Raw genomic sequence first — 16,761 nt, forward strand, 5'->3', positions numbered from 1 at the left:
AATCGGGTCTTCCCCCCCCCAACACGGGGTATAAAACATACAACATTGTTTGGCATGATTGCGGTACGGCAAGCGCCGCCGACGAGCGCGCTGCCTGCAGCAGGCCGTATCGGCGCCACTACAGAACGCCAGAACGGAACCGATAACACCAAGGGAAGTGGCCACTTGCCGTGGCGCAGAGCAAGAGGCGTTTGCCACCGGGGGATCTGAACATGGGCGAACACCCGACAACGGACGAGGATTTCCATCGTCTGGTCGATTCTATCTATGAGTCTGCGCTGGACGTCGCGGCCATGCCCGCCGCCCTCGATCTTTTTTCCCGCTACACCTGCACGGGCAGCCCGCGCTACCTGATCTGGGACAAGCTGGCCGGCCATGCCCGCCTGGGCGTGACCCCGCATGGCTGTTTCACCAGCGGCGCCAGCCTGCCCGACTGCCTGCCCGGCCCTCTCGACCTGCCCCGGATCGACGCCGGGCGCACCCCATCGGATGCGATGGCGCTGTACAGCGCCGGCACCGCGACTGGCGCCGCCACGCCGGCCTGCAGCGAGCTGGAGCAAGGCATCCGCCTGGTTGAAAACGCCGAAGTCTGCGTGCTGATGAGCGGCACCAACGCCGGCAGCATCAGCACCGGCCAGCGCGAGCGGCGCCTGGCCCATGTCATGCCGCACTGGGTGCGCGCTGCGCGCATGCAGCAGCGCAACTTTGAACTCAGCGGGCTGGCCAGCCTGGGCCTGGCCGGGCTCGATACGCTGGACTTCGGCGTGATGGTGCTGCAGGCCGACCTGCGCGTGCGCTATGCCAACAGCTGGGCCGAGGCGCTGGTGCAGGCCGACAGCCACCTGTCGCTGCAGGACGGCGTGCTGCGCGCCCACAGCGACACGCTGCAGGCGGTGCTGCGCAAGCTGCTCGACGGCGCCATGCGCGGCCGCGGCGCCGACGCCGCGTCGGGCTCGTGGATGCATATCACTTCGGGCGGGCAGCCGGTGCCGATCATCGTCACGCCGCTGGTCTCGCGCCAGCCGGTCGAGGGCCCGTGGCAGCTGCCGGCGGCGATGCTGCTGCTGGGCAACTCCGAATCGCGCTCGGTGCTGGATGCGGGCGTGCTGACGTCGCTGTTCGGGCTGTCGCGCAAGGAGAGCATCATCGCCATCCGGCTGGCCGCCGGCGAAACCCTCAACGAGATTGCCGAGCGCGAGTTCCTCTCGCCCCACACCGTGCGCGTGCATATCCGCGACACGCTGCGCAAGACCGGCACGCACCGCCAGTCCGAACTGGTGCGGCTGCTGCATCTGCTGCCCGGCGTCAACCTGGAGCGGGCCGGCGTGACCCCGGCGATCCGGCCGCGCGCCCCGCGCCCGCGGGCCGCATAACGGCGCCATAACGCGGCACGGCTGGCCAGCTACTGCACCGCCGCCTGCGCCGCCGCCAGGAAGCGCTGCACCTGGCGGTCGCCGTCATCGGGCCGCGCCGCCAGCGCAATGCCGATGCGGCCCGCCGGCCGCGGGCTCGACAACGGCAGGAAGCGCACGCGCCGGTTGGCGTAGCGCGCCGCCACGCTGGGCACCAGCGCCACCCCCAGCCCGCTTTCCACCAGGCTCACCTGGGTCTGCACCTGCACCGCCTCCTGCGTGACGCGCGGCACGAAGCCCGCCTGCTGGCACAGCAGCATCGCCACCGCATGCAGGTTGGGCACCTGCGCCGCCGGATACATGATGAAGGGCTCCTCGGCCAGCGCGCGCAGCGCGACGGCGTCGGCACGCGCCAGCGGGCTGTCGGCCGGCACGGCGGCGACAAAGACATCATTCTCGAGCGGCGTCAGCGCATAGCCGCCGCTGCTCAGGATCGGGAAGCGCACCAGCCCGGCATCGATCTGGTGCTTCTCCAGGCGGTCCAGGATCGCGGCGGTGGTGGATTCATGCAGGATCAGCTCGATGCCGGGATGCGCGGCGCGGAATGCCGGGATCAGCTTGGGCAGCAGCGCATAGGTGGCCGAGCCGATAAAGCCGATGCGCAACGCGCCGCGCTCGCCCTGCCCCGCTGCCATCGCCGCGGCGCGCGCCTGCTGCGCGTGAAACAGCGCCCGGCGCGCGTCATGCAGCGCGGCCTCGCCCGCCTGCGTCAGCCGCACCCCGCGCGAGGTGCGCACGAACAGCACCGTGCCGAGCTGTTCCTCGAGCTTGCGGATCGAAATCGAAAGCGGCGGCTGCGCCATGTGCAGCCGTTCGGCGGCGCGGTGGAAGTTGCCGGTCTCGGCCAGGGCGACGAACTGCTGCAGTTGGCGCAGGTCCATGGTCTGCAATATCCACGGGATATCAATTGCTAAAAAACTAATATTAGACCAGCCCGCGCCCGCTGATCTACCCTGTGGCCCACAGTACAAAACTCCGGAGACTCTATGCTGCCGCTTGCAGGCATCCGCGTGGTCGACCTGTCGACGGTGGTGATGGGGCCGTATGCGAGCCAGTGGCTGGCCGACCTGGGCGCCGAGGTGATCAAGGTCGAGCCGCCCGAGGGCGATTCCACGCGCCGCACCGGGCCCGCCGCCGAAGCCGGCATGGCGGCGATCTTCCTGGGGGTCAACCGCGGCAAGCGCAGCGTGGTGCTGGACCTGAAGCAGCCGGCGGCGCAGGCCGCGCTCGAGCGCGTGCTGGCGCGCGCCGACGTGCTGATGCACAGCATGCGCCCGCAGAAGCTGGCGGCGCTCGGGCTGGCGCCCGACGCGGTGCGGGCGCGCCATCCGGAGCTGGTCTTCGTCAGCCTGCTGGGCTTTGCCGAGGACGGTCCCTATGGCGGCCGCCCGGCCTACGACGACATCATCCAGGGCCTGTCTGGCAATGCCGCGCTGATGGCGGCGCAGACCGGCGACAGCCGCTACTTCCCCACCATTGCCGCGGACAAGACCAGCGGGCTGGTGGCGGCACTGTCGGTGTGCGCGGCACTGGCCGGGCGCGCGCGGCGCCGCGCCGATGGCAGCGCCGGGTCTGGCACGCTGGTCGAGGTGCCGATGTTCGAATCGATGGTGGCGTTCAACCTGGTCGAGCACTTCTACGGCCGCCACTTCGAGCCGCCGCGCGGCCCGAGCGGTTATCCGCGCGTGCTGGCGCCGCTGCGCCGCCCCTACCGCAGCGCCGACGGCCATGTCTGCATGATGCCGTACACCGACGCGCACTGGCGCGACTTCTTCCACGCCGCAGGACGCCCGGAACTGGCCGCCGATCCGCGCTTTGCCGACATCGCGGCCCGCACCGAGCATATCGAGACCCTGTATGAACTGACCGGCGAGATCGTGCAGGCACAGAGCACCGCGCACTGGGTGGCGCTGTGCGAGCGGCTGCAGATCCCGGTCGCGCGCATCAATACGCTGGACGATCTGCCGGCCGATCCGCACCTGGCCGCCACCGGATTCTTTGAAAGCGTCGACGACCCGGCCATGGGCACGCTGCGCTTTCCCGGGGCGCCGGTGCGCTTCGACGGCCAGCGCGCACCGCTGGCGCTGCCGCCGCGGCTGGGCGAACACACCCGCGCGGTGCTGGCCGAGGCCGGCCTTGGCCCCGAACAGATCGAACAACTGCAACAGAGCGGCGCCGCGCGCTGCGGCGCCGCCACGGAGACACCATGACGCACGCCGAACTGCCCCGCCTGGGCCAGGGCTTCTACTGGCAAGACCTGCATGAGGGCCAGGCCTTCCGCTACAGCGCGCCGGCTGCTGGATGAAGCCATGCGCTTGCGCCTCGATGGTATCAAGGTGGCGGTATGCCAGCGCCTGCCCTCACCCCCTGCCCCTCTCCCGCAAGCGGGAGAGGGGAGCAAACCAGCGGCGGCGGCAAGCGCCTCAGGTCTTCAAACTCCCGATTGCGTACTCCCTCTCCCGCTTGCGGGAGAGGGTTGGGGTGAGGGCCGGCGTGTCGACAAGGTCCTGCGCAGCGGTATGCCAGCGCTGGCCCTCTCCCCCGCCCCTCTCCCGCAAGCGGGAGCGGGGAGCAAACCAGCCGCGGCAGCAATCGCCTCAGGTCTTAAAACTCCCGATTGCGTACTCCCTCTCCCGCTTGCGGGAGAGGGTTGGGGTGAGGGCCGGCGTGTCGACAAGGTCCTGCGCAGCGGTATGCCAGCGCTGGCCCTCTCCCCTGCCCCTCTCCCGCAAGCGGCAGAGGGGAGCAAACCAGCCGCGGCAGCAAGCGCCTCAGGTCTTCAAACTCCCGATTGCGTACTCCCTCTCCCGCTTGCGGGAGAGGGTTGGGGTGAGGGCCGGCGTGTCGACAAGGTCCTGCGCAGCGGTATGCCAGCGCTGGCCCTCTCCCTTGCCCCTCTCCCGCAAGCGGGAGAGGGGAGCAAACCAGCCGCGGCAGCAAGCGCCTCAGGTCTTCAAACTCCCGATTGCGTACTCCCTCTCCCGCTTGCGGGAGAGATGGAATGAACACCGCCCATCTACCGCCAAGCCAGGCCGCGGCCTAGAAAACAAAGGGGCTCTCGCTTGACCGACGGCATCGATGTGCCAGAGTGAAAGTTCGATCCAACACTCAAGGTCGAGGAGAGCCCAAATGAATGCTATGACATATGGGCTGGACATTGCAAAGACAGTGTTCCAGATGTACTGGATAGACCCCATTACGGGGAAGCCCCAGAACCGGCGATTCAGCCGCACCGCGCTCATCGAATTCCTGTCCAATTGCCAGCCTGGGCAGATCGCACTGGAGGCCTGTGGCGGTGCCCACTGGTGGGCGCGCAAGATCCAGAGCCTTGGCCACGAAGTGGTGTTGCTCAACCCGGGTTACGTACGCGCCTTCGTGCGTACGAACAAGAACGACGCGGCGGACGCCCGAGCCATCTGGACTGCAGCCCGGCAACCCGACATGCCGGTCGTGTCGGTCAAGACCGAAGCGCAGCAGGCTGTGCTCTCGTTGCATCGTATACGGGACGGGCTGGTCAAGACGCGCACCCGGCAGAGCAACCAGATGCGCGGGCTGCTGGGCGAATATGGCCTGCACTTCCGCACGGGGCGGCTGGCCTTCCGGGCCGAGCTGCGCCAGCGCTGGGCTGAGGTCGCTCAGGTCGTACCGCCCTTGTTGATGCGCGCGCTGGAGCGGCAGGTCTGTGCGCTGCGCGAACTCGACGAACAGATCCAACTGGTTGAGCGTGACCTCCAGAATGGCTGAGGTCTGATCCGGCCGCGCAGATCGTGGAGAAGATTCCCGGCGTCGGCCCCATTACCGCCACCGCCTTGGTCGCGACCATGGGCTGTGCCCAGGCCTTCCGCTCAGGCAGAGCCTTCGCTGCAAGCCTGGGACTGGTTCCCGCGCAGACCGGCACGGGCGGCAACGTACGGCTCGGTCACATCAGCAAGCGCGGCGACGCTTACGTGCGACGACAGTTGGTCAACGCCGGACGCACGATGCTCACGCGCACCAAACATCCGCCGGCCTGGGCACTGTCCATGCTGCAGCGGCGCCCCAAGAACGTGGTGGTCGTGGCGCTGGCCAACAAGATCGCCCGGACAGCCTGGGCATTAATGGCCCATGGGCGCCAATACGATCCCGGACATGTGAGCTTGCGCCCGGCCTGAGCCGGGGGGCATCACCTTCCCTTAACCAGCGCTTGATTAACCTTCACGGCTGCACAGGCAAGAAACAGCAATGACGAAACAGGTAGGACCGTGGGAACCCAAACCTGCCCCAACCCAAGCGGCTTACAAGCCCGTGGCGAGAGATTGAGGACGGTTCTCAGCAGCTTCCATTGTGGCCCGCGAGAACAAGTACTCGCTCCAGGCCGGATATAAGGCAGCAGCCCCATCCTGCGACGTCAAGCTGGTTCCAAAACCTTGCAACCGGGGCGGTGTTCATATAAGGGTTGGGGTGAGGGCCGGCGTGTCGACAAGGTCCTGCGCAGCGGTATGCCAGCGCCGGCCCTCTCCCCCGCCCCTCTCCCGCAAGCGGGAGAGGGGAGCAAACCGCTGGCATCTGCAACACACTTCGCAGTATCAAGCCACAGGATTTCACCGTGACCGCATTGCTCTCCACCTTCAGCCTCACCACACTGCCGCCGCACGCCGTCGCGTTCCGCGCCGAGGTGCGCGCCTTCCTCGCTCAACACCTGCCGGCGCTGCCTCCGGAAACGCGGGCGCGCTCGTGGATGGGCTTCGATGCCGGCTTCAGCCGGGCGCTGGCCGCGCGCGGCTGGGTCGGCATTACGCTGCCGGCGCAATACGGCGGCGCGGGGCTGGACCCGTTTTCTCGCTTCGTGCTGGTGGAAGAGCTGCTGGCGTGCGGCGCGCCGGTATCGGCGCACTGGATTGCCGACCGCCAGAGCGGCCCGCTGATCCTGCGCTACGGCAACGACGCGCAGAAGGCGCGCTACCTGCCCCCGATCAGCCGCGGCGAGGCCTTCTTCTGCATCGGCATGAGCGAGCCCAATTCCGGCTCGGACCTGGCCAGTGTGGCCACGCGCGCGGTGCGCCAGCCGGATGGCAGCTGGCGCCTGAACGGGCGCAAGATCTGGACCACCAACGCCGACCGCTGCCACTTCATGATTGCGCTGGTGCGCACCTCGGGCACGCCGCAGGACCGCCACGCCGGACTTTCGCAGTGCATCGTCGACCTGCACGCGCCGGGCGTCACGGTGCGGCCGATCCATGACCTGACCGGCGATGCGCACTTCTCGGAAGTGACCTTCGACGACGTCGTGCTGGCCGCGGATGCGCTGATCGGCAACGAAGGCAGCGGCTGGGAGCAGGTCAACGCCGAGCTGGCGTTCGAGCGCAGCGGCCCGGAACGGCTGTATTCCAGCGTGGTGCTGCTCGACACCTGGCTCGATGCCCTGCGCCGGCTGCCCCCCGCGCGCCGCGACACCGTCACCGCGGGCCGCCTTGCCGGCCACCTGGCGGTGCTGCGCGCGATGTCGCTCGCGGTCACGGCGCGGCTGGCCGCGGGCGAAAGCCCGGTGGTCGAGGCGGCGCTGGTCAAGGACCTGGGCACCACCTTCGAGCAGTCGGTGCCGGCGCTGGTGGAAGCCGCGCTCGGCGACGAACCGGCACTCGCGGCCGACGGGGCCTTGTACCGCACCCTGGCCTATGTGACGCAGATCGCGCCATCGTACTCGCTGCGCGGCGGCACCCGCGAAATCCTGCGCGGCATGATCGCGCGCGGGCTGGGCCTGCGCTGATCCGGTCCCGTCGACTGCCATCCTGAACGAGATTGCCCATGCATAACGCCTACTCCGATGCCCTCGACGCGCTGCTGCGCGACTGCTGCACGCCCGCCACGGTGCGCGCGCTGGAACAGCAGGCCGACCCGCAGCCGCTGTGGCAAGCGCTGCGCGAAAGCGGCTTCGCCGACTGCCTGTTGCCGGAAGCCGCCGGCGGCGCCGCGCTGCCGCTGCGCGAGCTGGCGCCGGTGCTGTTCGTCACCGGCCGCCATGCCCTGCCGCTGCCGCTGGCGCAGACCATCTTTGCGCGCGTGCTGCTGCATGGCGCCGGCGTTGCGCTGCCAGACGGCCCGATCGCACTGGCAAGCTTTGACGACGGCGCCGCCGCCACGCTGGTGGCGGACGCGCGCCACGCGCAGTGGTTGCTGCTGCAGGACGGCGAGCGCTGCGTGCTGCTGCCTGCCGCGGCGGCGCGCGCCGAGGCCACCGGTGCGCACGGCGACCTGACGCTGCGCGTCCCGCGTCGCGAGGCCACGGCGCCGGCGGCATGCCTGCTGCCGGCCGGTACCGTGCGCACGCTGGGCGCCTGCCTGCATGCGGCGCAGCTGGCCGGGGCGCTGTCGCAGGTGCTCGACCTGACGCTGCAATACGCCAACGACCGCCAGCAGTTCGGCCGCGCCATCGGCAAGTTCCAGGCGATCCAGCACCAGGTCAGCGAGATGGCCGAGCATGTCGCCGCGGCACGCGTGGCGGCGCAGCTGGCCTGCGACAGCGACGGCGCCACGCCAGACCCGCTGCGCGCGGCGATCGGCAAGCTGCGCGCCAGCGACGCGGTCACGCCCGTGGCCGCGATCGCCCATGCGGTGCACGGCGCCATCGGCATTACCGAGGAATACGACCTGCAACTCTATACGCGCCGGCTGCATGCGTGGCGCGTGGCGGACGGGTCGGAACGCTGGTGGAGCCGCGTGCTAGGCGAAGCGGTGTGCGCCGACGCGGGCCGCACGGCGGTGGAACTGGTGCGTGGCTGGTGCGAGCCGGCGCCCGCCGCCTGAAGCGACGGGCCCGGGGATGAGCCTGCCGCTCAGGCGGCCAGGCTCAGTCCGCTGCCGTGCGGGCGGCGGTGGCGACGCTCAGGCTTGCATTCGTACTTCAATTCGGTGCGGCCGTCTTCGTAGGCCACCTCCAGCCGCACGGTAAAGCCCCACAGCCGCGTCACATGCCGCACCACCTCGTCGAAGTTGTGCGCCAGCGGCCGCCGGTCGCTCTGCAGGTGGCGCAGCGTCAGCGAGCGGTCGCCGCCGACGTCGACGTTGGTGACCTGGATGTTGGGCTCCATGCTCGAAAGGTCATACTGCGCCGCCATCAGCTGGCGGATGGCGCGGTAGCCCTCGTCGTCGTGGATCGCGGTCACGCGCAGCTTGCCCTCGCGGTCATCGTCCAGCACCGAGAACAGCTTCAGTTCGCGGATCACGCGCGGCGACAGGAACTGCAGCAGGAAGCTCTCGTCCTTGAAGTTACGCATGGCAAAGTCCAGCGTCTTGCGCCAGTCGGTGCCGGCGATCTCGGGCGCCCAGCGGTAGTCTTCGTCGGTCGGGTTCTCGCACATGCGGCGCAGGTCCTGGAACATCAGGAAGCCCACCGTGTAGGGGTTCATGCCGCTGTAGTAGGGGCTGTGGTACGGCGGCTGGTAGATGACGTTGGTGTGGGCCTGCAGCAGCTCCATCATGAAGGCATCGTTGACCAGCTTTTCCTCGTACAGCTGGTTGATGATGGTGTAGTGCCAGAACGTGGCCCAGCCTTCGTTCATCACCTTGGTCTGGCGCTGCGGGTAGAAGTACTGCGCGATCTTGCGCACGATGCGCACGATCTCGCGCTGCCACGGCGCCAGCTTGGGCGCGTTCTTCTCGATGAAGTACAGCAGGTTCTCCTGCGGCTCGGGCGGGAACGGCACATCCGGCTCGGCGGTTTCATCTTCCGACGCCAGCGCGTGCGGCCGGTGCTTGGGCAGCGTGCGCCACAGGTCGTTGACCTGCATCTGCAGGTAGTTCTCGCGATCGGCCTGGCGCGCCTTTTCCTCGGTGATCGACAGCTTCTTGGGCCGCTTGTAGCGGTCCACGCCGTAGTTCTGCAGCGCGTGGCAGGAGTCCAGCAGCAGCTCCACCTCCTGCTCGCCGTAGCGCTGCTCGCACTCGGCCACGTAGTTCTTGGCGAACAGCAGGTAGTCGACGATGGCGTCGGCGTTGGTCCAGGTGCGGAACAGGTAGTTGCCCTTGAAGAAGGAATTGTGGCCGTAGCAGGCGTGCGCGATCGTCAGCGCCTGCATCGGCATGGTGTTCTCCTCCATCAGGTAGGCGATGCAGGGATTGGAGTTGATGACGATCTCGTAGGCCAGCCCCATGTGGCCGCGCTGGTAGCTGCGCTCCGACGCCAGGAAGTGCTTGCCGTAGGACCAGTGGCTGTAGCCTACCGGCAGCCCCGCCGACGCGTAGGCGTCGAGCATCTGCTCCGCGGTGATGATCTCGATCTGGTTGGGATAGGTATCCAGGCCGAATTCGCCGGCAATGCGGGCAATCTCGCGGTCATACCGGTTGATCAGTTCAAAGGTCCATTCCGAACCCGTGGACAGATAAGCCATCTTCGCCCCTTTTGTCCGCGCAGGACAGGCAGGCCGATGCTGCGGCACGGGCGCGCCGCCGGGTCCCCTGTCTTGCCAATCTTGCCTTCATTCACCGCGGCGTGCCGGCAACCTTGCCAACAACCCGCCGACAATCCGTCGACAACCAGGCCAGCCAGCACTGATTATGCCGCGCGTTTCTGGAACAGGTCGTGCAGCACCGGGTAGATCTCGTCCGCGCCGATGATGCGCTGCATCGCAAAGTGATCGAACTGGCTCTTCACCGTCAGATACTCTTCCCAGAGGTTCTGCGGCTCTTCCGAGGCCACCTCCACATAGGCGTAGTACTGCACCAGCGGCAGGATGGACTCGCGCAGCAGCCGGCCGCACAGCTCGGAATCGCCGGCCCAGTTGTCCCCGTCGGAAGCCTGCGCGCAGTAAATGTTCCACTGGCTGGGCGGATAGCGGTCGTGGATGACTTCCACCATCAGCTTCAGCGCGCTCGACACCACCGTGCCGCCGGACTCGCGCGAGTGGAAGAAGTCTTCCTCTTCGACTTCCTTCGCCACTGTGTGATGACGGATAAACACCACGTCGATGCGCTCGTAGTTGCGCTTCAGGAACAGGTACAGCAGCATGAAGAAGCGCTTGGCCAGGTCCTTGCGGCTCTCGTCCATCGAGCCGGACACGTCCATCAGGCAGAACATCACCGCCTGCGCCTGCGGGCGCTTCTTCAGCACGCGGTTGTTGTAGCGCAGGTCGAGCTTCTCGATAAAGGGAACGCGGTCGATGCAGGCACGCAGGTGCCGCATTTTCTCCATCAGCTCGAGCGTGCCCTCGGCGTAGGGGCCGTCTTTTTCCAGCGCCTCGGCATAGGCCAGCTCCAGTTCGCGCAGGCGCTTCTGGTAAGGGCTGGACAGTGCGATGCGCCGCCCCAGCGAACTGCGCATGGTGCGCAGGATCGACAGGTTGGACGGCGTGCCGTCGATGGAAAAGCCGGCGCGCACCTTGCGCACCTCGGCAATCTTGGCGAGGTGGCGCTTGGCCAGGTCCGGCAGCGCCATGTCCTCGAAGAAGAAGTTGAGGAAATCCTCGCGCGACAGCGTGAAGACGAAATCGTCCTCGCCCTCGCCGCTGTCGCTGGCCCGCGAACCGGTCCCGCCGCCGCCCTGCTGCTGGCGGTCGAAGGAATCGCCCTTGACGAACTTCTTGTTGCCAGGGTGAATCCACTCGCGCCGCCCGCCCGGGCCGTGGTGGAAGATCGGTTCGCTGATGTCCTTGACCGGAATGGACACCTGGCCGCTCTGCTCGATGTCCATGATCTTCCGGCCGGACACCGCCTTTGCCACCGCTTGCCGGATCTGCTCGCGGTAGCGCTTGATGAAGCGTTGCTGGTTGACGGCACTCTTGTTGCCGCCGTTTTCGCGCCGATCGATGACCGTAGCCATATGTTGCCCTCGTTGAGAGACCTGTTCCGCGGCGCCGTTACGATGACTTTCTTACGCGCAGATACCACTCCACCAACAGTCTCACTTGCTTGGGCGTGTACCCCTTCTCGACCATGCGGTTGACGAAGTTCTCGTGCTTGTCCTGGTCTTCGCGCGAAGACTTGGCATTGAACGAGATCACCGGCAGCAGGTCCTCCGTGGTGGAGAACATGCGCTTCTCGATCACCATCCGCAGCTTTTCATAGCTGGTCCAGACCGGGTTCTTGCCGCCATTGTTGGCCCGCGCCCGCAGCACGAAGTTGACGATCTCGTTGCGGAAATCCTTCGGGTTCGAGATCCCCGCGGGTTTTTCCACTTTCTCCAGCTCGTCGTTCAGCGCGTTGCGGTCGAGGATTTCGCCGGTGTTGGGATCGCGGTACTCCTGGTCCTGGATCCACAGGTCGGCGAACACCACATAGCGGTCGAAGATGTTCTGCCCGTACTCCGAATACGACTCCAGGTAGGCGGTCTGGATCTCCTTGCCGATGAACTCCACGAATGGGGTGGTCAGGTACTCCTTGATATACGACAGCAGCTTGGCTTCCTGCTCCGGCGGGAACTGCTCGCGCTCGATCTGCTGCTCGAGCACGTACAGCAGGTGCACCGGGTTGGCCGCCACTTCGGTGTTGTCGAAGTTGAAGACCTTGGACAGGACCTTGAACGCGAAGCGCGTCGACAGCCCGTTCATGCCTTCGTCGATGCCGGCGTAGTCGCGGTATTCCTGGTACGACTTGGCTTTCGGGTCGACATCCTTCAGGCTCTCGCCGTCGTAGACGCGCATCTTCGAGAAGATGTTCGAGTTCTCGGGCTCCTTGATGCGGGTGAGCACCGCGAACTGCGCCATCATCTTCAGCGTGTTGGGCGCGCATGGGGCGGCCGACAGCGAACTGCTGCGCAGCAGCTTGTCGTAGATCTTCACCTCGTCGGACACGCGCAGGCAGTACGGCACCTTGACGATATAGATCCGGTCGAGGAAAGCCTCGTTGTTCTTGTCCGCCTTGAAGGTCTGCCACTCGGCCTCGTTCGAGTGCGCCAGGATGACGCCGTCGAACGGGATCGCGCCGAAGCCTTCGGTGCCCTTGTAGTTGCCTTCCTGGGTCGCGGTCAGCAGCGGGTGCAGCACCTTGATCGGCGCCTTGAACATTTCGACGAACTCGAGCAGGCCGCGGTTGGCCAGGCACAGGCCGCCGGAATAGGAGTACGCATCCGGGTCGTCCTGCGGGAAGTCCTCGAGCTTGCGGATGTCCACCTTGCCCACCAGCGACGAGATGTCCTGGTTGTTCTCGTCGCCCGGCTCGGTCTTCGAGATCGCGATCTGCGACAGCACCGACGGACGCAGCTTCACCACCTTGAACTTGGTGATGTCGCCGTTGAACTCGTGCAGGCGCTTGACTGCCCATGGCGAGGCAATCGTGTTCAGGTAGCGGATCGGGATGCCGTAGTCCTCTTCCAGGATCTTGCCGTCTTCTTCGGGCGAGAACAGACCCAGGGGCGACTCGTGGATGGGCGAGCCCTTCAGCGCGTAGATGGGGATCTGCTCCATCAACGCCTTCAGCTTCTCCGCGAGCGAGGACTTGCCGCCGCCCGGAGGCCCGAGCAGATACAGGATCTGCTTGCGCTCTTCCAGGCCCTGCGCGGCGTGCTTGAAGAACGAGACGATCTGCTCGATCGTGTCCTCCATGCCGTAGAAGTCGCGGAAGGCCGGATAGATGCGGATGACCTTGTTGAAGAACAGGCGGGACAGCCTGGGATCGTGGTGGGTATCCACCAGCTCAGGCTGACCGATCGCGGCGAGCATGCGTTCGGCAGCGGTCGCGTAGGCAGTCGGATCCTTCTTGCAGATCTCCAGGTATTCCTGGATGCTGTATTCCTCTTCCTTGCGAGCTTCGAACCGCGTAGCGTAATGGCCAAAAATGTCCATACCTCACTCCCGTCAGAGTTCACGTCCGAGGCGTAGGTAGTGCTACCTCAAAGGCTTCGCGCAACGTTCGCGGTACACCACCCCGGCCTGGCGACCTGTCATGTTGCGAAGTCTTTACTTCATCATAGTCAAATAACGGCGATGGTGGAGTCCGAGTTGACGATTCCGGCATCGACGCAACGGATGTTTCGGTGCTGCCTTGCCGCTGCCTTTGCCGCCGGACTTTCCTGTCAGCGTCCGGCTGATTTTTACTCGGCTTCGCCCCCGCGCGCGACGGGCCATTGACCATGCTTGTGACACACCTTACACCTTTCCCGCCATCCGTGCACATCCGGTTTTGTAACCATAAGCACGAAGGCCGGCACAGGTGCCGGCCTTCGTTTTCCGCATGCCGTCAGGCGTTTTACGCATCTTGCGCGCACTAGCACACCGACAGTGCTGATAGCGCGGCGTCCGCGCGGGCGGGGTCAGAGCGTGCGCGCAACCAGCTCCTTCATGATCTCGTTGGAGCCGCCGAAGATCTTGCTCACGCGTGCGTTCGCGTACATGCGCGCGATCGGGTATTCCAGCATGTAGCCATAGCCGCCGTGCAACTGCAGGCACTCATCGATGACCTGGCAGTTCTGTTGGGTACACCACCATTTGGCCATCGCCGCGGTCGCCGCGTCGAGCTGGCCGTCCATCAGGCGCTGCATGCAGTCATCGACGAAGGTCGCGGCGATGGTGGCCACGGTCTTGCATTCGGCCAGCTTGAAACGCGTGTTCTGCAGGTCGCCGAGCGGCTGGCCGAACACCTTGCGCTGACGCACGTATTCGGTGGTCAGTTCGATCGCGCGCTGCATGGTCGCCACCGCGCCCAGCGCAATGATCATGCGCTCCTGCGGCAGCTGCTGCATCAGCTGGTAGAAGCCCTGCCCCTCCTGCGTGCCGAGCAGGTTGTCGCACGGCACCAGCACGTCGTCGAAGAACAGCTCGGCGGTGTCCTGGCCCTTCTGCCCGATCTTTTCGAGAATGCGGCCGCGGCGGAAGCCCGGCAGGTCACGGGTTTCCACCATGACCAGCGACACCCCGCGCGAGCCCGCTTCCGGATCGGTCTTGGCGACCACGCAGATCAGGTCGGCGTGGTAACCGTTGGTAATAAAAGTCTTGGCGCCGTTGATGCGATAGCAGTCTCCGTCCGCGGTCTGTTCCCGCAGCGCGCGGGTGCGTATCGCTTTGAGGTCGGAACCGGCGCCAGGTTCCGACATGGCGATGGCGGCCACCAGTTCGCCGCTGGCCATCTGCGGCAGCCACTTCTGCTTCTGCGCTTCGGTGCCGTAGCGCAGCAGGTAATGCGCCACGATGCCGCTGTGCACGTTGTTGCCCAGGCTGGTGCAGACCGCGCGCGACATCTCCTGGGTGATGATGGCCTCGTGGGCGAAGGTGCCGCCGCCGCCGCCATATTCCTCGGGGATGCTGGCGCACAGCAGGCCGATCTGGCCGGCGCGGCGCCACATGTCGCGGTCAATGTAGCCTTGCTCGGCCCAGCGCGCCTCGTTGGGGGCGAGTTCGCGCTCGACGAAGCGGCGCACGGTGTCCTGGAACATTTCCAGCTCTTCGTTCATCCAGGGGGTCTGGCGGGCGGCGGGCGCCGCGTGTTGGTCTTGGGATCCCATAAGTCGGACTGGTATCAGGGTAAACGTGAACAATGAAGCGGCAGGCTTCGGCCGAGGCCGGGATACCTGCCTATATAAATAAGGGCGAAAACTTCCGGGTGGCCGATGCTGCGGGGCAGCAAGCACGGCCCCCCCGTCAGTCCGGCCAGCGGTAGCGCAGCGGCTGCTTGGCCATGAAGCGGTCGGCGGCTTCGCGGCGGTAGCCGGTGGAAAAGGCGATGCCCTGCGCGTCGGCCTCCATCGCCAGCATGGTGCCCAGATCCTGCCCCAGCGACGCATTCAGCGCCTGCTTGGTCAGGCTGACCGCCACCGGCGAGGCCTCGGTGAACGCTTGCGCGAGGGCCCGGGCGCGTGCCTGCAGGCCCTCGGCCGGGACGATTTCCATGACGATGCCAAGGTCTTGCGCGGCCTGGGCACTGAGTTCGCGCATCGAGAACATCAGTGCCTTGGCCCGCTGCAGGCCGATCATGCGCGGCAACGTGTAGAACACGCCACAGTCCGGCACCAGGCCCATGCGCAGGAACGGCAGCCCGAAGCGCGCGCGCGGCGTGGCCAGGATGATGTCGGCCGTCAGCGCCAGGCTGAAGCCCGCGCCATAGGCGGCGCCGTCGACCGCGGCGATGACCGGCACGTCGAGCTGGATCAGGTCTTCGAGCCAGCCGTGGAGCTTGCGCAGGCGCTTGCGGCCCTGCTCGGCGCTGATCTCGACCTGCATCGAGCTGATGTCGCCGCCCGACGAGAAATCGGTGCCGGCCGCGGTCAGGACCAGCGCGCGCACGCTGTCGTCGTCCCGTATCCGGCGAATCACTTCGCCGATCTCCTCGCGCATCGGCAGCGACAGCGCATTCTTGCGCGCCGGCGCGTCCAGCGTCAGCGTGGCGACGCCGTCCTCGACGGCAAAGCGGATGGTTTCCATGGCCAGGTCTCCGGTACGGTGTCAGTCCAGCTGGATGTTGGCGTCGCGCACGATCTTGGCCCACTTGGGCGTGTCACCCGCCACCACGGCTGCCAGTTCCTGTGGCGTGGAGCCGACCGGTTGCAAGCCCATGCCGGCCAGCTTCTGCGTCACTTCAGGCAGGCGCACGATGCGCGCGGTCTCGGCGGCCAGCCTTGCCGTCACGTCTTTGGGCGCGTTGCCGGGCAGGAACAGCCCGAACCAGCCATTGGGCTCGAACCCCGCCAGGCCCAGTTCGGAGAATGTCGGCACATTGGGCAGCGCCTTGTAGCGCTGGGTCCCGGTGATGCCCAGGATCTTGAACTTGTTGCTGGTGAGGTAGGGGTTGGCCGAGGTCACGTCGACAAAGGCGCTGTCCACCTGGCCGCCCAGCAGGTCGCTCATCAGCGGCGCCGCGCCCTTGTACGGGATATGCGCGAGCTCGATGCCGGCCTGCTGCCGCAGCAGTTCGCCATGCAGGTGCGACGAGGTGCCGTTGCCGTACGAGCCGTAGCTGAGCTTGCCGGACCTGGCCAGCGCCAGGAACTCGCGCATGGTGCTGGCCGGCACGCGGTTGGGCACCACGAACAGGTCGGACGACTTGGCGACCAGCGAGACCGGGGTGAAGTCCTTGGCCACGTCATAGGGGGTGCGCTTGTACAGCGCCGGCGACTGGATCAGCGCGGTGATCGCCAGCAGCAGGGTGTAGCCGTCGGCCGGCGCCTTGGCGACGGTGTCGTTGCCGAGCATGCCGCTGGCGCCGGGCTTGTTTTCCACCACCACTGGCTGGCCCAGGCTTTCGGCCAGGCGCTGGCCGATCAGCCGCCCCACGGTATCGGTGCCGCCGCCGGCCGGGTATGGCACGATCAGTCGGATCGGCTTGGCGGGGTACGGCTGCTGGGCGAAGGCGTGGCCCATGCCGCCGAGAACGGCCGCGCCGGCCAGGGTGCCGGCCTGCGCCAGCCAGTTGCGTCTGCTTTGCTGCATGCTGTCTCTCTCTTTGCTGA

11 protein-coding genes and 1 pseudogene are annotated in these 16,761 nt (G+C 66.7%); 5 read left to right on the forward strand and 7 right to left on the reverse strand.

Going from position 1 to position 16,761, the window contains the following annotated elements; genetic code table 11:
• Positions 1 to 212 precede the first annotated feature (212 nt).
• On the forward strand, positions 213 to 1,373 hold the full coding sequence (locus tag LIN44_RS20915; RefSeq protein ID WP_227316152.1) for a helix-turn-helix transcriptional regulator: 1,161 nt from the start codon (positions 213 to 215) through the stop codon (positions 1,371 to 1,373).
• Positions 1,374 to 1,402: 29 nt separating this feature from the next.
• Here LIN44_RS20915 and LIN44_RS20920 read toward each other — a convergent pair whose 3' ends face one another.
• On the reverse strand, positions 1,403 to 2,293 hold the full coding sequence (locus LIN44_RS20920; RefSeq protein ID WP_227316153.1) for a LysR family transcriptional regulator: 891 nt from the start codon (positions 2,291 to 2,293) through the stop codon (positions 1,403 to 1,405).
• A 105-nt stretch (positions 2,294 to 2,398) separates the two neighbouring features.
• Here LIN44_RS20920 and LIN44_RS20925 point away from each other — a divergent pair, with 105 nt between their 5' ends.
• The 4 genes and pseudogenes from LIN44_RS20925 to LIN44_RS20940 all read left to right on the forward strand — a co-directional run bounded on the left by LIN44_RS20925 (position 2,399) and on the right by LIN44_RS20940 (position 8,195).
• Complete coding sequence (locus LIN44_RS20925) at positions 2,399 to 3,622, forward strand: CaiB/BaiF CoA-transferase family protein (RefSeq protein WP_227316154.1); 1,224 nt, start codon at positions 2,399 to 2,401, stop codon at positions 3,620 to 3,622.
• Positions 3,623 to 4,541: 919 nt separating this feature from the next.
• Positions 4,542 to 5,563: pseudogene (locus LIN44_RS20930) on the forward strand (IS110 family transposase).
• A 434-nt stretch (positions 5,564 to 5,997) separates the two neighbouring features.
• Positions 5,998 to 7,158 carry an acyl-CoA dehydrogenase family protein gene (locus LIN44_RS20935; RefSeq protein ID WP_227316155.1) on the forward strand — a complete coding sequence of 387 codons (1,161 nt, stop codon included), beginning with the start codon at positions 5,998 to 6,000 and terminating at the stop codon, positions 7,156 to 7,158.
• Between the two features lie 38 nt (positions 7,159 to 7,196).
• Positions 7,197 to 8,195: an acyl-CoA dehydrogenase family protein gene (locus tag LIN44_RS20940; protein WP_227316156.1), complete on the forward strand. Its 999-nt coding sequence runs from the start codon at positions 7,197 to 7,199 to the stop codon at positions 8,193 to 8,195.
• A 29-nt stretch (positions 8,196 to 8,224) separates the two neighbouring features.
• Here LIN44_RS20940 and LIN44_RS20945 read toward each other — a convergent pair whose 3' ends face one another.
• The 6 genes from LIN44_RS20945 to LIN44_RS20970 all read right to left on the reverse strand — a co-directional run bounded on the left by LIN44_RS20945 (position 8,225) and on the right by LIN44_RS20970 (position 16,741).
• Positions 8,225 to 9,778 (reverse strand): SpoVR family protein, encoded by a 1,554-nt coding sequence (locus tag LIN44_RS20945; RefSeq protein WP_227316157.1) that lies wholly within the window; start codon positions 9,776 to 9,778, stop codon positions 8,225 to 8,227.
• Positions 9,779 to 9,942: 164 nt separating this feature from the next.
• Complete coding sequence (locus LIN44_RS20950) at positions 9,943 to 11,205, reverse strand: YeaH/YhbH family protein (RefSeq protein WP_227316158.1); 1,263 nt, start codon at positions 11,203 to 11,205, stop codon at positions 9,943 to 9,945.
• Between the two features lie 37 nt (positions 11,206 to 11,242).
• Positions 11,243 to 13,165: a PrkA family serine protein kinase gene (locus LIN44_RS20955; protein ID WP_227316159.1), complete on the reverse strand. Its 1,923-nt coding sequence runs from the start codon at positions 13,163 to 13,165 to the stop codon at positions 11,243 to 11,245.
• Between the two features lie 467 nt (positions 13,166 to 13,632).
• A complete protein-coding gene (locus LIN44_RS20960) occupies positions 13,633 to 14,820 on the reverse strand; it encodes an acyl-CoA dehydrogenase family protein (protein ID WP_227316160.1) in 1,188 nt (395 codons plus the stop codon).
• Positions 14,821 to 14,956: 136 nt separating this feature from the next.
• A complete protein-coding gene (locus LIN44_RS20965) occupies positions 14,957 to 15,736 on the reverse strand; it encodes an enoyl-CoA hydratase/isomerase family protein (RefSeq protein WP_227316161.1) in 780 nt (259 codons plus the stop codon).
• A gap of 21 nt (positions 15,737 to 15,757) precedes the next feature.
• Complete coding sequence (locus LIN44_RS20970; protein WP_227316162.1) at positions 15,758 to 16,741, reverse strand: tripartite tricarboxylate transporter substrate binding protein; 984 nt, start codon at positions 16,739 to 16,741, stop codon at positions 15,758 to 15,760.
• Between the last annotated feature and the right edge of the window lie 20 nt (positions 16,742 to 16,761).

The sequence above is a fragment of the Cupriavidus sp. MP-37 genome (assembly GCF_020618415.1).
Lineage (GTDB): Bacteria > Pseudomonadota > Gammaproteobacteria > Burkholderiales > Burkholderiaceae > Cupriavidus.